Raw genomic sequence first — 12,014 nt, 5'->3', positions numbered from 1 at the left:
CGGTGTGGCGCTGCGCGGCCTTCGCCGCACTGACCGCCGTGCTGTTCGCGCACGGCGTGAGCCCGCTCGCCGTTCCCGCGTCGGCCGCCGGCCTCGATCGCGTCGCGCTCCAGGCCATCTGCATCGCGTGGTGGCTGCAATGCGCGATCGTCTTCAGCCTGCTGCTCGATCATCTGCTGTTGCCGCCCGCGTGGCGCAGCCAGCGGCTCTTTCACGACATCGCCGCAGGCGTCGTGTTCGGCGCGGCCGTGGTCGCCGCGCTGGGCTACGTGCTCGGCCTGCCGTTGAGCGGCGTCGTCGCGACGTCCGGCGCGGTGGCGGTGATCCTCGGTCTCGCGCTGCAGAACACGCTGAACGACGTATTCTCCGGGCTCGTGCTGAACACCACGCAGCCGTTTCGTCTGAACGACACCGTGTCGATCGGCGAGATCGAAGGGCGGATCGTCGAGAGCAACTGGCGGGCGACGAAGCTGATCGACAGCCTCGGCAACCTGGTGGTCGTGCCGAACAGCGCCGCGGCCCGTGCCACCATCGTGAACCTCAGCGAACCGTCCGGCCTGCACGGCGTGACGCTCACGCTCGACGTCGATCCCGCGGTGCGGCCGGCGGTCGTGGTCGGCGCGCTCGAGCGCGCGGCGGCCAGTTCGCTCGACGTGCTCGCGCGCCCCGCGCCCGTTGCCGTCGTGAAGGCGTTCGGCACCAACGCGATCCGCTACGAGCTCCTCGGCTACGTCGACGCGCTGCAGAAGACGACGGCCGTGCGCAACGCGCTGTACGATCTCGCGCATCGGCATCTGGCTGCGGCAGGCACCGCGTGGCGGCCGCTCGCGAGCACCGTGCCGGCAGCGGCGCAGGACGGGCACGACGGGCACGATCGGCGTGACGTATCGCGCCGGTTGCTGCTGTTGCGTGCGGTGGACCTGTTCGCGCGCGTCGACGGCGACGATCTCGCCGCGCTGGCCGACGCGCTGGTCTCGCGTTCGTTCGGTCAGGGCGACGTGATCTACGCGTCGAATTCGGATACGCGCGTGCTGACGATCGTCGAATCCGGCGTCGCGGCCGTATTCGTGCCGGGCCCGGCGGGCGACGTCGAGGCGCGGCGCATGGCGCCTGGAGATGCGATCGGACAATCGGTCGTGCTGGCCGGCACGCGCCTGCATGCGACCGTGCATGCGGTGACCGCGATGACCGTCCTGCAACTGCGCAGCGACGACCTGTCGGCGCTGATCCGCAGGAAGCCGGAGCTCGGCAGGCTGATGTGCGAATCGGTGACCGAGCACATCGCGGCCGAGGAAAGGATGATGATCCCGCCGGTCGAGAAGGCGCACGCGTCATTCAGCCTGATCGCGTGGCTCGAGAAGGAAATGAAACGCGTGCACGATTCGATCGTCTGACGCGCGGGGGGACCTTCGCTGGTGCCGAACGCGATCAGGCGAGCGGCAAGAGGCGATCGACGAGGTCGGGGCGATCGAGTTGCTCGACCCACCACAGGAGTGCGCGGCCGGCCTCGTCGCTGCGCCAGGCGAGATAGCAATGCGTGGTGTCGCGCATGCCGGTCACGCGGCGGGCGACGAGCTTGCCGTCGGCGATCGCACGGGCGGCGATGCATTCCGGCAGCGTGCCCACCGCCAGCCCTTCGCATTGCGCATCGAGCTTGGCCGCGAGCGTCGGCACCGCGAGCGTCGGCTGGCCCGCGTCGATCGCAACCGATTGCGGCGGCAACTCGCGCGACGTGTCGCTGATCACCGCGCCGCGATACTGGACGACCGTTGCCATCGACAGCGGCTCGGGAAGCGCGGCGAGCGGGTGGGTCGGCGCAACGGCGAACACGTGTTTCAGCGCGCCGATCGGGCGCGCGATGATGTTCGGCAGTTCGGGCGGCGCGCCGGCGGCGCCGACGACGAGATCCGCGCGGCGCGAGATCAGCGCGTCCCAGGTACCGCCGAGCACTTCGGTCGACAGCCGCAGCCGCGTGTCCATCTCGAGTGCATAGAACCGGTGCACGAACGGCCACATCGCATCGAACGGCAGGATCTCGTCGACACAGATGCGGACCTCGGTTTCCCAGCCTTCCTGCGCGCGCTGCGCCTTCATCTCCAGCTGTTCGGCCGCATGCAGGAGCCGCCGGCCTTCCTCGACGACGATGCGGCCCGCGTGCGTGAGCTTCGCGCGTCGCCCGCTGCGGTCGAACAGCATGACGCCGAGATCGCTCTCGAGTTTTTGTACCAGGTAGGTCAGGGCGGACGGCACGCGATGCAGCAGTTCCGCGGCTTCGGCGAACGTGCCGGTACGGTCGATCGCATCCAGTGCTTCGAGCGCTTCGAATGACAGCTTCATCGCGAGTTCCGGGGGAAGGAGGCTGGCGCATCATACCAGCGCGTGCCGCGCGAAGGGCAGCGCGCGTCATGGTGATTTGCTAGACTGATGCGCGTCGTCGTTCACTTCGTCTCTCCACTCATGACTGCCCCTCGGCCGGACAACGCTTCTTCCGATTTCATCCCGGCCGATGTCAGGCAGACCGTCGTCGCGCAAGCGTTGCCGAAGGGGCAGGTCGGCATCGTCCGGCTGAAGACGCTGCGGCGGAACAGCGGGCTCACCGCGCCTTATGAACTGGAGAATTCGGATCTCATCGTGCTGCAGTTGCGCCCGTTCGGCGAACAGGATCTGTGGCTCGACGGCCGCCGCGCGCCGTTCGTCCCGTACGGCGCGGGCACGGTCACGATTCACGATCTCGACCGCAACTGGGTGGCCGATCTGAAGGGCGCGTTCGACTGCATGCATTTCCACATGCCGCGCCCGCTGCTCGAGGAAGCGGTGGACGACCTCGGCGGCCGGCAGCGGCCGCGGCTTTACCTGCCGCCTCATCTGAGCGCGCACGACCCGATCATCCATTCGCTCGGCCAGTCGCTGCTGCCCGCGCTCGCGCGGCCGGGCGAGGCGTCGCAGATCTTCATCGATCACGTCGGGCTCGCGTTTCAGGCGCACGTCGCTCACCGTTATGGCGGCGTCACCGAGCGACGGGAAAAGACGTACGGGAAACTCACGCCGTCGCAGGCGCGCCGTGCGAAGGAATTGCTGCTCGAGCATCTCGACGGCAACCTCGCGCTGGCCGACGTGGCGAGCGCATGCGGGCTGTCTCGCAGCTATTTCGTGAAGGCGTTTCATCAGACGATCGGGCTGCCGCCGCATCGCTGGCTCATCGTGCAGCGCGTCGAACGGGCGAAGGAGTGGATGCGCAATCCGAGCCTGCCGTTGAGCATGATTGCCGACGCGTGCGGTTTTGCCGATCAGAGCCACTTCTCGCGGACCTTCACGCGCCTGACCGGCGTCAGCCCGCGCCGCTGGCGCGCGGACCATACCTGAGCGCCGCGGAATGATCGGATGTCGCGCGACAGCAGCGATGCAGGTTTCCGTAACCGCGGATGGGCTGTTGCCCCGGGAAATCGAACCTGCCAGGCGCAGCGCCCATTCGAATTCGCAGCAGGCGCTGAGCGCGCGGCTGAAACGGCGTGCGCAGGGTGCTTATGCGTAGACGCCGATCAGCATGTCGAGATTGCGTTGCGCGTGCGGCTCGAGCGGCGCGAATTCCGCCGATCGAAACAACGGGGCCTGCGCGCGCAGATGCTCGAGCGCCTGCCTGCGGCCGGCGCGGAAGGCTGCCGACGGCGCATCGGGATCCTGCGCCCACTCCCGCGCGATCGCGCGGTCGTATTCACGGAGCCGGTCGGGTGCGGCCGCGAGGATCGCGAGATCGGCGTCGAGAAAAATTTGCGCGGCGCGCTGCAATTGCGGATCGACGGCGAACCTGTCAGGCAACCGGTGCGACTTCGTCGCCAGCACCAGGTCGCGGGCAACGGACACGTGCGATGCATGTGCATGCAACCAGGCTGCGTCGCAACGCGCGTGCGTGACCTGCGCGAGCCATTGCGCGCTGAGCGCTTCGTTGTCCGCATACGCCGGCAGGGTCGTCGCGTAGACGATATCGTGCGCCCACACGGCGAGCTCGATGGCCGGCCACAGCGGGTCCGCACGATACGGCGCGAGGTGCGCGAACAGTTCCGCCAGATGGGCGAGCGTGTGGTAGAAGCGCTGCGGCTCGCCGTACGCACGTTCGACGAGCGGCCATACGACCGCCGTGCCGAAGCAGGCGTCGCAGGCGGCGCGCAGCGTGCGCGCGATATCGGGATCGAGGGCGTTCATGGCGGCGATCGGCTCGGGCAGGCGATGCGCGCAGCATAGCAAACGTGGCCGCGAGCAGGCATGCCGCTTGCGCACGCGCACGGATTGCACCGTATCGGAGGTTGCCATGAAACGAATCCGGCCGCGCTGCCCGCTGCTCGCGATCTGGGCGGTCGGGGCGCTCGCGCTGTACGCAGACTTCGCCTCGGCGGCACCCGACGTCTCGATCAGCCGCGCGGATGACGGAACGACCGCGGCCGGGCGGCCGGTGAGCCAGTACACGCTGGCGAACCCGCGCGGCGTGACGCTGAAAGTCATCACGTACGGCGCTATCGTGACCTCGCTCGACGTGCCGGACCGTGCCGGCCACGTTGCCGACATCGTGCTCGGCTTCGATTCGCTGCACGACTACGAAGCGCACAACGGCAACATCCATTTCGGCGCACTGATCGGCCGGTATGCGAACCGCATTGCCGGCGGGCGGTTCCCGCTCGATGGCCGGACGTGGGCGCTGCCGGTCAACGACGGGCCGAACACGCTGCATGGCGGCCCCGGCAGTTTCGACGCGAAGGTATGGACGGTCACCGGCACGCACAGCGCCGCGAGCGGTTCGAGCGTCACGCTGCGCTACGTGAGCCCCGACGGCGAGAACGGCTTTCCCGGCACGTTGACGACGGACGTGACCTACACGCTGACGCATGACAACCAGATCCGGATCGACTATCGCGCGACGACCGACAAGGACACGGTCGTCAACCTGACCAATCACAGCTATTTCAATCTGGCCGGGGAGGCCGGCGGCAGCGTCGAGCGGCAACTGATCGAGATCGCCGCCTCGCGCTTCACGCCGACCGACGATACGTCGATTCCGACCGGGCAACTGGCAAGCCTCGTGGGTACGCCGATGGATCTGCGCCAGCTGACGCCGATCGGTGCGCATTTGCGCGACGCCTATCCGCAGCTCGTCATGGCGCATGGGTACGACCAGAACTGGGTGCTCGACCAGGGCGGCCAGCCGGCGCCGGCGTTTGCCGCGCGCGCCTATGACCCGGCGTCGGGGCGTTTTCTCGAGTTGTACACGACGCAGCCGGGGCTGCAGTTCTATACGGCCAACGGATTGAACGGCAGCGTCGCGGGCAAGGGCGGGACGGTCTATCGGCAAACCGATGCGTTCGCGCTGGAGGCCGAGCATTTTCCCGATTCGCCGAATCATCCGGCATTCCCGACGACGGTGCTCAAGCCCGGCGAGACGCTGCACGAAGTGACGGTGTGGCGGGTGGGGGCGCGATGAGCCGGGGCGCGGCCCGGATCGTCTCCGCTACAGGTTGACCACGCCGCGCCCCAGTTCGATCACGCGGCCACCCACGCCGATCTCGCCGCTCGCACTGACCGACAACCGCAACCGGCAAGGCCGGCCGACAGCGTCCCCCTGTTCGACCTGAAACGCGGCCGGCAGGTCGCGCTTCATCGCCAGCAGCCACCCGCCCAGGTTTGCGCAGGCCGACCCGGTGCCCGGGTCTTCCGAGACGCTGCCTTGCTTCACGAAGAAGTAGCGCGATACCACCGTCCCCGGACGCTCGGCATCGAACGCGAAGACGTAGGCGGTCTTGCGGCCGAGGCTGCTGGTCGGCCAGATCTCGAGGCAGGCGCTGTCGGGCTGCGCGCGGCGCACGGCGGCGGGATCCTTGAGCGCGACCAGCAACTGGTCGGCGCCGGTGTCGACCCAGATCGGCGGCGCGAGCAGATCGTCTTCGGTGAGCCCCAGCAAGGTCGCCGTCCGGGCGTCGGATAATTCGCACGGCGCCGTCTTCGGCATGCCTGCGTGCGGCGCGGTGAACGTCCACACGTCGTCATGCGCGCTCACGTTGACCACGCCCGCCTTGAATTCGAGCGCGAGCGCGTGGCCCGCACCCAGCAGGTCGCGCACGACATGCGCGGTGCCGAGCGTCGGATGGCCCGCAAAGGCCATCTCATGGCCCGGCGTGAAAATGCGAACCCGCGCATGGGCGCGCTCCGACGGCAGCACGAAGGTCGTTTCGGACAGGTTGAACTGCACCGCGAGCGCCCGCATGGTCGCGTCGTCCATGCCGCGCGCATCGTCGAATACGCAAAGCGGGTTGCCGCCGAAAGTCGATTCGGCGAATACGTTCAGCAGGCGGAAGGCGTAGGAAGGCATTGGAATCTCGTGTGGGTTCGGCAGTCGACGGACCGAGGGGCGCGTTTGTCGCCGGCTTGCGGCAGAGCGGCGGCGACATCGCGTCGCGATGCGGTGCGTCATTGTGCCCGCAAGATGCGATGAAAGGGCGGCATCCGGGCTGTCCGTTTTTCATGCATGATCGGGTTTCTCCGGTTTGCCGATGGAGATTCGGTTCGATCATTCGACTATCCGCAACGTGCGGGTTCGAGCGTGCAGGGGAAAGACATGGGATCTGACGGAAGCGCTCCGGATACCGGCGGCGGGCAAGCGAATGCCGGCTCGCCCCAAACGCTCCTGGACGCGATCGTCCGTGGCGTCGAAGGCCACGGCATCCCTGCCGACACCGATTGGCCGACCGCAATGCAAACCCTCGCGGACAACGATGGCCAGTGGAAATTCTCGGCGGTGCTGGTCGCGATCGTCGCGCGGCGCGAGCCGACGATCCTGCTGACCCTGCGCGCGTCGGACCTCAGCGAATACTCGTCGCATGTGAGTTTTCCGGGCGGGCGCCCAGCCGAGTCCGACCGCGATATCGGTACGACCGCTTTGCGCGAGGCGTTCGAGGAAATCCGCCTTGCGCCTGATGCGGTCCGCGTGGCCGGCAGCTTGCCGATCCACAAAACCAGAAAGCGCAATCACGCGATCTTTCCCGTGGTCGGCATCGTGCCGGAAACGGCGATCTGGGAGGCGGCGCCCGCGGAAGTCGCGGATATCTTCGAGTTTCCGTTCGCTGTGCTATTGAATCCGGATCTGCTGCGGCAATACACGGACGGCGAGCGCGTAGGCGCGTGGTACTGGGCGGAGCAGACGCAGGACATCTGGGGCGTGACGGCGCTCATCCTGCGATCGCTCGCCGCTCTGGTGCGCGATGCCATGCGTTGACGGCATGCGTGACGGTCGCACGCCGACGCACGTCAATGCGACGACACGAATGGCGCATCCTCGAAGGCTTCCGGAATCGCGAAGCTGTCGCGCATGCGCTGCGTTTCCTTCGCCGGCGTCAGGCCGAACAGGCGCTTGAATTCGCGGCTGAACTGCGACGGGCTCGCATAGCCGACCGCCTCCGCCGTCAGGTCCTCGCGCACCATCAGCAAGCGCGCCTGATGCAGCCGCGTCGATTTCAGGTACTGCATCGGCGACACCTGCGTGATCGCCTTGAAGTGGCTGTGAAAGCTCGGCACGCTCATGCCGGCTGCGTTGGCCAGTTGCGGCACGTCGAGCGGCTGCGCGTAATCGGCATGGATCACGCGCAGTGACCGGCCGATCCGGCCGAACTGCCCGCGCATCGCCAGCGCGCTGCGCATCGCGCTGCCCTGCGCGCCGGTGAGCACGCGGAAATACAGCTCGCGCAGCAGTGCCGGGCCGAGCACCGCGGCGTCGAGCGGCCGGTGCATCGCCTCGACGAAACGCAGCACCGACGCGTGCATCGTCGCATCCATCGGCGTCGACATCATGCTCCTGGGCGCCTGCACGGGCTCCGCCGTCCCTTCGCGGTCGATCTGCGCCGCGAGTTCGGCGGCCATCGTGAAATCGAGGTGCAGATACAGCGCGAGCAGCGGGCGCTCGGGCGTGGCGTCGGTTTCCATGCTGAACGGCACGGGCACGGACACCGCCAGGTAGTGATGTTCGTCGTACAGATAGCGCTCGCCGCCGAAGTAGCCGCGCTTGCAGCCCTGGCAAACGATCACGATGCCCGGGTCGTACAGCACCGGCGTGCGCGACAGCGCGCGGTTCGAGCGCAGGATGCGCACGCTCGGCAGCGCCGTCAGGTTGTAGCCTTCGTCGGGCGCCAGCGTGCGCAGCAGCGCCATCAGGCGCTTCCGGTCGCGCGGCGGCAGCGACGGGGATCGGGCGGGGACGGGATCGGCGCTCATAGTTTTGTGCAAGAAAATCAGCGGAATCGGGCTTATTCGACGTGGTTCGTCAGACTAGTATGCATGCTCCAATCGACATTCGGGAGAAACTCACATGACATCCGGCAAGCTCATGCTCATCACTGGCGTCAGCAGCGGCTTTGGCCGCGCGCTCGCGCAGGAGGCCCTCGCGGCGGGTTACACGGTGGTCGGCACCGTGCGAGGCGCGCAGGCGGCGCAGGATTTCGACGCACTGTCCGCGCAGGCGTTCGCGCGGGTGCTCGACGTGACCGACTTCGACCGCATCGACGGCGTCGTGGCGGAAATCGAGGCGAACGTCGGGCCCGTCGACGTCCTGGTGAACAACGCCGGCTACGGGCACGAAGGGATCATGGAAGAGGCGCCGCTCGCGGAGATGCGCCGGCAGTTCGACGTGAACGTGTTCGGCGCGGTCGCGATGATGAAGGCGGTCATGCCTTACATGCGCGAACGGCGGCGTGGCCACATCCTGAACATCACGTCGATGGGCGGTCACATCACGATGCCCGGCATCGCGTACTACTGCGGCAGCAAGTTCGCGCTGGAAGGCGTGACCGAAACCGTCGGCAAGGAACTGGCGCCGTTCGGCATCGCGGTGACGGCCGTGGCGCCGGGGTCGTTCCGCACCGACTGGGCCGGCCGCTCGATGGCGCGCACGCCGCGCTCGATCGCGGATTACGACGCGCTGTTCGATCCGATCCGCGAGGCGCGCGAAGAGAAGAGCGGCAAGCAGCTGGGCGATCCCGCGAAGGCCGCGCGGGCGATGCTTGCGGCGATCGCGTCGGACCATCCGCCCGCGCACCTGCTGCTCGGCAGCGACGCGCTGCGGCTGGTACGTGGAAAATTGGCGGCGCTGGACGCGGAAATCCGCGCGTGGGAGGCCGTGACGGTGTCGACAGACGGTTGAAGGGCGGCGCTGCGCGATCGTTCGCCCGTAGCCGGTTCGTCCACGTTGTCGAATTCGTCGACGGTCATTCGCAACTTGGCATCCTCGTTTAACAAACCTGTCCGATAATGGCTGCCGGCCACAGCGCCGAGTTCAACCACCTTACAGGAGTCCATCGCGATGCCAACCGTCACAACGAAGGATCACGTCGAGATTTTCTACAAGGACTGGGGCCCGAAGGACGCACAGCCCATCGTCTTCCATCATGGCTGGCCGTTGTCCTCGGACGACTGGGACGCGCAGATGCTCTTCTTCGTCCAGAAGGGCTATCGCGTGGTGGCGCACGACCGGCGCGGCCACGGCCGGTCGGCGCAGGTGTCGGACGGCCACGACATGGATCATTACGCGGCGGACGCTTTCGCGGTCGTCGAGGCGCTCGACCTGCGCAATGCGGTGCACATCGGCCACTCGACCGGCGGCGGCGAAGTGGCGCGCTACGTCGCGAAGCACGGCGAGCCGGCCGGCCGCGTCGCGAAGGCGGTGCTGGTCAGCGCGGTGCCGCCGCTGATGCTGAAAACCGAATCGAACCCCGAAGGCTTGCCGATCGAGGTGTTCGACGGCTTCCGCAAAGCGCTCGCCGACAATCGCGCGCAGTTCTTTCTCGATGTGCCGAGCGGCCCGTTCTACGGGTTCAACCGCGAAGGTGCAACCGTGCATCAGGGCGTGATCCGCAACTGGTGGCGGCAGGGGATGGAAGGCAGCGCGAAGGCGCATTACGAAGGCATCAAGGCGTTTTCGGAAACGGACCAGACCGAGGACCTGAAGTCGATCTCCGTCCCGACGCTCGTGCTGCATGGCGAAGACGACCAGATCGTGCCGATCGCGGATGCCGCGCTGAAGTCGATCAAGCTGCTGAAGAACGGCACGCTGAAGACCTACCCGGGCTACTCGCACGGGATGCTGACGGTCAACGCGGACGTGCTCAACGCCGACCTGCTGGCTTTCGTGCAGGCGTAACAGTGTTGGCGCAGGCCCGCTTCGGCGGGCTGCGCCGCCATTTGCGGGCCGGCGGCGCGCGGTCGCGCCCGTCGCGCTGCCGGCCACGCGGCCGGATTGCATGCCCTAGCCCGGGCCATTGAAGCGGACGCCCGGAAACGTCAGGCGCGGCAGCCGGCTTTCCAGAAACGCGAGCAGCTCGCGCACCTGCGCGGCCTTGGCGGAGTCGTCCGGCCAGACGAGGTAGTACGCGTCCCCCGTATTGACGGCGGTCTTGAACGGCAGCACGAGCTGCTTCTCGTCGATGGCCGTCGCACAGAGCGCGAGATCGCCGATCGAAATGCCGTGGCCGGCAATCGCCGCCGCGATCCCCTGTTCGAGCATGTCGAACACCTGCCCGCGCGTGATGTCCATCTCGAGATCATGGCCGCTGCCCTTGAGCCAGCGGCGCCAGTCGCGCCGGTCGGGCGACGGGTGGATCAGCTCGCACGCCGCCGGATTCGTGCGCGCGACCGTCGCGGTCGCCCGCGAGCACACCGGAATCAGCCATTCGTCGAACAGCTTCACGCACTGCGTGGCCTCGCCGAACCTGCCTGCGCCGAGCAGGATCGCGCAATCGTAGGATTCGCTGAAGAAATCGACGGTATCGACGTCCATCCACACGCTCGCGATCTGCACCTCGAACGCGGGCCGCGTGGCGCGAAACGCGGCCAGTGCGTCGAGCAGCCAGCGCATCGTGAGCGTGGACGGCGCCTTGAGCCGCAGCACGTCGCGTTGCGACTGGAACAGCACGCACGCTTCCTCGATCTGCCGGAAGCCGCGCCGCAGGCCCGTCGCGAAGAGGTGCGCTTCCGCCGTCACGGTCATTCTGGGGCCGTGCCGGACGAACAGTTTCCGGCCGAAGTACGCCTCGAGCGTCCTCACGTGCTTGCTCACCGCGCTTTGCGTGAGGCTCAGTTCCTCGGCGGCCAGCGTAAACGAGCCGGTGCGCGCGGCGCTTTCGAACGCGCGCAGCGCGTAGACAGGCGGGAGCGGTTTGGCCTTCATGGGTTTTGAACAGGAATAAAACTCATGTCATCCGGCAGGATTTTCCGTTTTTCAACAGCGGGCCGGGTACGTAATACTTCAAAAAAACCGCGCAATCCGATGTGCTGAAGCACGATGATGCCACCGTGGCGGGCACGCGCGTCCATTCACCCCACAACTTTTTGTCATGACACTTCATTACCCGATGCTGTTCGCCTATCTCGCCGCGATCGTGCTGCTCATCGCGACGCCCGGCCCGGTCGTCATGCTCGTGGTCGGCACCGTCGCGCGGCGCGGCTTCCGCCAGGGGATGCTGACCGCGGTGGGCGCGAATGCCGCGAGCCTCGTGATGATCGCGGGGGCGATGCTGATGGTGTTCGGCGTCGTGCTCGTCAGCGAGCGTCTGTTGACCGGGTTGCACGTGGCGGGTTGCGTGTTCATCGCGGTGCTGGCCGTCCGGACGCTGCTCGGCGAATGGCGCGTCGGCCGCGCGCGTAACGGCAACGACACCGCGCAACGCGAACCGGCGTCGCAGGCGCGAGGCCTACCGGGCGTCGTGCGCGGCTTTCTCGTCGGCATCGCGAATCCGAAGGACCTGCTGTTCTTCGTCGCGTTCTTTCCGCAGTTCGTCGGCATCACGCCGGATTCGCGCGTGAGCCTGGCCATCCTGGCCGCACTGTGGATCGCGGTCGATCTCACGATCCTGACCAGCTACATGGCCGCGATCAACCATCCGCTGATTCATCGCAAGCAGCGCTGGATCACGGCGTCGTCGGCGGCCGCGCTGCTCGTGATTGCGCTCGCCGGGCTCGGCAGTACGATCGCGGGCGCCGCGTAA

13 protein-coding genes are annotated in these 12,014 nt (G+C 67.4%); 7 read left to right on the top strand and 6 right to left on the bottom strand.

What is annotated here, in order from left to right:
- Positions 1–1,394: mechanosensitive ion channel family protein (locus G3N96_RS25145; RefSeq protein ID WP_206138860.1), on the top strand; the 1,394-nt coding region annotated here is incomplete at its 5' end.
- A 34-nt stretch (positions 1,395–1,428) separates the two neighbouring features.
- Here G3N96_RS25145 and G3N96_RS25140 read toward each other — a convergent pair.
- Positions 1,429–2,337, bottom strand: a complete 909-nt coding sequence (locus G3N96_RS25140) for a LysR family transcriptional regulator (RefSeq protein WP_206138859.1) — start codon at positions 2,335–2,337, stop codon at positions 1,429–1,431.
- A gap of 120 nt (positions 2,338–2,457) precedes the next feature.
- On the opposite strand from G3N96_RS25140, the gene G3N96_RS25135 reads away from it, so the two are divergent.
- Entirely contained in the window at positions 2,458–3,363 is a 906-nt protein-coding gene (locus G3N96_RS25135) for an AraC family transcriptional regulator (RefSeq protein ID WP_206138858.1), read from the top strand.
- A gap of 159 nt (positions 3,364–3,522) precedes the next feature.
- Here the strand turns inward: G3N96_RS25135 and G3N96_RS25130 are convergent, their stop codons facing one another.
- On the bottom strand, positions 3,523–4,200 hold the full coding sequence (locus tag G3N96_RS25130; RefSeq protein ID WP_206138857.1) for a hypothetical protein: 678 nt from the start codon (positions 4,198–4,200) through the stop codon (positions 3,523–3,525).
- A gap of 106 nt (positions 4,201–4,306) precedes the next feature.
- On the opposite strand from G3N96_RS25130, the gene G3N96_RS25125 reads away from it, so the two are divergent.
- The gene (locus G3N96_RS25125) at positions 4,307–5,470 is read left to right on the top strand and encodes an aldose epimerase family protein (RefSeq protein ID WP_206138856.1); all 1,164 of its coding nucleotides are present in this window, start codon (positions 4,307–4,309) and stop codon (positions 5,468–5,470) included.
- Positions 5,471–5,497: 27 nt separating this feature from the next.
- Here G3N96_RS25125 and G3N96_RS25120 read toward each other — a convergent pair whose 3' ends face one another.
- Positions 5,498–6,355, bottom strand: coding sequence for a PhzF family phenazine biosynthesis protein (locus G3N96_RS25120; RefSeq protein WP_206138855.1), 858 nt, complete (start codon positions 6,353–6,355; stop codon positions 5,498–5,500).
- A 156-nt stretch (positions 6,356–6,511) separates the two neighbouring features.
- Here G3N96_RS25120 and G3N96_RS25115 point away from each other — a divergent pair, with 156 nt between their 5' ends.
- Positions 6,512–7,258, top strand: a complete 747-nt coding sequence (locus tag G3N96_RS25115; RefSeq protein ID WP_241022816.1) for a CoA pyrophosphatase — start codon at positions 6,512–6,514, stop codon at positions 7,256–7,258.
- Positions 7,259–7,290: 32 nt separating this feature from the next.
- Here the strand turns inward: G3N96_RS25115 and G3N96_RS25110 are convergent, their stop codons facing one another.
- The gene (locus tag G3N96_RS25110) at positions 7,291–8,250 is read right to left on the bottom strand and encodes an AraC family transcriptional regulator (RefSeq protein ID WP_206138854.1); all 960 of its coding nucleotides are present in this window, start codon (positions 8,248–8,250) and stop codon (positions 7,291–7,293) included.
- A gap of 94 nt (positions 8,251–8,344) precedes the next feature.
- Here G3N96_RS25110 and G3N96_RS25105 point away from each other — a divergent pair, with 94 nt between their 5' ends.
- Together G3N96_RS25105 and G3N96_RS25100 are read left to right on the top strand one after the other, a co-directional pair.
- The gene (locus G3N96_RS25105; protein ID WP_206138853.1) at positions 8,345–9,175 is read left to right on the top strand and encodes an oxidoreductase; all 831 of its coding nucleotides are present in this window, start codon (positions 8,345–8,347) and stop codon (positions 9,173–9,175) included.
- 159 nt (positions 9,176–9,334) lie between these two features.
- On the top strand, positions 9,335–10,171 hold the full coding sequence (locus tag G3N96_RS25100; RefSeq protein ID WP_124579204.1) for an alpha/beta hydrolase: 837 nt from the start codon (positions 9,335–9,337) through the stop codon (positions 10,169–10,171).
- A gap of 105 nt (positions 10,172–10,276) precedes the next feature.
- Here G3N96_RS25100 and G3N96_RS25095 read toward each other — a convergent pair whose 3' ends face one another.
- Both G3N96_RS25095 and G3N96_RS25090 read right to left on the bottom strand, forming a co-directional pair.
- Positions 10,277–11,197, bottom strand: coding sequence for a LysR substrate-binding domain-containing protein (locus G3N96_RS25095; protein WP_206138852.1), 921 nt, complete (start codon positions 11,195–11,197; stop codon positions 10,277–10,279).
- Entirely contained in the window at positions 11,194–11,343 is a 150-nt protein-coding gene (locus G3N96_RS25090) for a hypothetical protein (protein ID WP_206138851.1), read from the bottom strand. Before G3N96_RS25090 ends, G3N96_RS25095 begins: the two co-directional genes overlap by 4 nt.
- A gap of 20 nt (positions 11,344–11,363) precedes the next feature.
- Between G3N96_RS25090 and G3N96_RS25085 the strand changes: the two genes are divergently transcribed.
- Positions 11,364–12,014: a LysE family translocator gene (locus tag G3N96_RS25085; RefSeq protein WP_206138850.1), complete on the top strand. Its 651-nt coding sequence runs from the start codon at positions 11,364–11,366 to the stop codon at positions 12,012–12,014.

The organism is Burkholderia sp. Se-20373, assembly GCF_017104705.1.
Classification (GTDB): domain Bacteria; phylum Pseudomonadota; class Gammaproteobacteria; order Burkholderiales; family Burkholderiaceae; genus Burkholderia.
This window is presented reverse-complemented; position numbering and strand designations above follow the sequence as displayed.

Bases quoted from the DNA above. Each gene is read 5' to 3' on its own strand.
- G3N96_RS25140 (WP_206138859.1), bottom strand. From the start codon at position 2,337: ATGAAGCTGTCATTCGAAGCGCTCGAAGCACTGGATGCGATCGACCGT.
- G3N96_RS25135 (WP_206138858.1), top strand. From the start codon at position 2,458: ATGACTGCCCCTCGGCCGGACAACGCTTCTTCCGATTTCATCCCGGCC.
- G3N96_RS25130 (WP_206138857.1), bottom strand. From the start codon at position 4,200: ATGAACGCCCTCGATCCCGATATCGCGCGCACGCTGCGCGCCGCCTGC.
- G3N96_RS25125 (WP_206138856.1), top strand. From the start codon at position 4,307: ATGAAACGAATCCGGCCGCGCTGCCCGCTGCTCGCGATCTGGGCGGTC.
- G3N96_RS25120 (WP_206138855.1), bottom strand. From the start codon at position 6,355: ATGCCTTCCTACGCCTTCCGCCTGCTGAACGTATTCGCCGAATCGACT.
- G3N96_RS25115 (WP_241022816.1), top strand. From the start codon at position 6,512: ATGATCGGGTTTCTCCGGTTTGCCGATGGAGATTCGGTTCGATCATTC.
- G3N96_RS25110 (WP_206138854.1), bottom strand. From the start codon at position 8,250: ATGAGCGCCGATCCCGTCCCCGCCCGATCCCCGTCGCTGCCGCCGCGC.
- G3N96_RS25105 (WP_206138853.1), top strand. From the start codon at position 8,345: ATGACATCCGGCAAGCTCATGCTCATCACTGGCGTCAGCAGCGGCTTT.
- G3N96_RS25100 (WP_124579204.1), top strand. From the start codon at position 9,335: ATGCCAACCGTCACAACGAAGGATCACGTCGAGATTTTCTACAAGGAC.
- G3N96_RS25095 (WP_206138852.1), bottom strand. From the start codon at position 11,197: ATGAAGGCCAAACCGCTCCCGCCTGTCTACGCGCTGCGCGCGTTCGAA.
- G3N96_RS25090 (WP_206138851.1), bottom strand. From the start codon at position 11,343: ATGGACGCGCGTGCCCGCCACGGTGGCATCATCGTGCTTCAGCACATC.
- G3N96_RS25085 (WP_206138850.1), top strand. From the start codon at position 11,364: ATGACACTTCATTACCCGATGCTGTTCGCCTATCTCGCCGCGATCGTG.